Below are 1,465 nucleotides of genomic sequence, written 5' to 3' on the forward strand. Positions count from 1 at the left end.
CCGGCAGCCTGGCGGTCCGCGCGGCCCCGGGCTCTACTGGGGCGAGACGGCCGAGGAACCGGCCGCCGACAGCGCGCGCCCGGTGCGCCCGCCGTGCCCGCCGGAGGACAGCCGTGAACGACAACGCCCGCCCCGAGCCCGGCCGCAACCCTGGCGGGGACCCCTCGCAGGGCCCCGACGAGCCGGACCGCGCCGCGATCGCGCGCCGGATCGGCGAACGCCGCGACGCCCTGGGCCTGACCGAGGCCGAACTCGCCGCCAAGGCCGGGATGGCGACCCGCTACCTGCAGCACCTCGCCGAAGCCGGACCGGCCTTCGACCCCGGCGGGTTCCTCCGCCTCGCGAGCGCCCTCGGGCTCAGCCACCGCGAACTCGTCGAGGGCCGCACCGACGAGGCGCCGGGCCGGGCCGCGGCCCCGGAACACCCCGTGCTGATCAGGCTCACCGTCCGCGAGTGCTGGGACCGGATCGGCGACCACGGCGTCGGCCGGGTCGCCGTCCCCGCCGGCCCCGGCCCCGCCGTCCTCCCGGTGAACTACGTCGTCGACGCGGGCACCGTCGCCTACCGGACCGTCCCGCACAGCGCCGCCGCACCGGACTCCGGCACCGCCCTCTCCTTCCAGATCGACCGGATCGACGAGCGGCTCAGCCGCGGCTGGAGCGTGCTGCTGGCCGGCACCGCCGAGCACGTGACCGCGCACGAGGAGATCGACCGCCTCGCCGGGCACCCCGGGTCCGAACCGTGGTCGGGCGGCGACAACCCGCTCTGGATCCGGATCCGGCCCACCCGGGTCACCGGCCGCCGCGTCGGCTCACTCTGAGCCCGGCCCGGCCGCCGCGCGGAAGACACGCCGCCCGGCCACCACCGGCACGGCCGCTCCGATCGACAGGCCCTCTCCCACGGATCCCACGGATCCCACGGATCCCACGGATCCTGCCGGGCGCGCGACTCCGGGTGCCCACCGCCGCGCGCCGATCCGACACGATCCGAACGACAGGGCCTAGCCTGGCCGGGCCATGACGATCGCCATCGCCCTGCTCACCCAGGACCTCCGCCTGCACGACAACCCGGTGCTGCACGCCGCCGCCCGCAGCGCCGACGAGGTCGTCCCGCTCTTCGTGCTCGACCCCGGCGTCGAGGCGGCCGGATTCGCCGCCCCCAACCGCCGGGCCTTCCTCGCGGACTGCCTGACCGACCTCGACGCCTCGCTCCGCCGGATCGGCGGGCGGCTGCTGATCCGCCGGGGCTCCGCGGCGGCCGAGACGGCGCGCCTCGCGGAGGAGACCGGCGCGGTCGCCGTCCACGTCGCCGCCGGCGTCAGCTCCTTCGCGCGGCGCCGCGAGAGCGCCCTGCGGAAACACCTCGGCGACCGCCTCCACGTGCACGACGGCTCCCTCACCGCCCTCGTGCCCGGCGCCGCCACCGCCGAGCTCACCGTGCACGCGGTGAACCTGGCCGTCCGGC

Annotated in this window: 2 protein-coding genes; both read left to right on the forward strand. The window is 77.5% G+C overall.

The window, feature by feature from the left end; translation table 11 throughout:
* Window positions 1-113: 113 nt before the first annotated feature.
* Complete coding sequence (locus ABZ641_RS37115; RefSeq protein WP_359988979.1) at window positions 114-821, forward strand: pyridoxamine 5'-phosphate oxidase family protein; 708 nt, start codon at window positions 114-116, stop codon at window positions 819-821.
* Between the two features lie 196 nt (window positions 822-1,017).
* A partial coding sequence (locus tag ABZ641_RS37120) for a deoxyribodipyrimidine photo-lyase (RefSeq protein ID WP_359988981.1) occupies window positions 1,018-1,465 on the forward strand: 448 nt, incomplete at its 3' end.

The organism is Kitasatospora sp. NPDC007106, assembly GCF_040634455.1.
Classification (GTDB): domain Bacteria; phylum Actinomycetota; class Actinomycetes; order Streptomycetales; family Streptomycetaceae; genus Kitasatospora; species Kitasatospora arboriphila.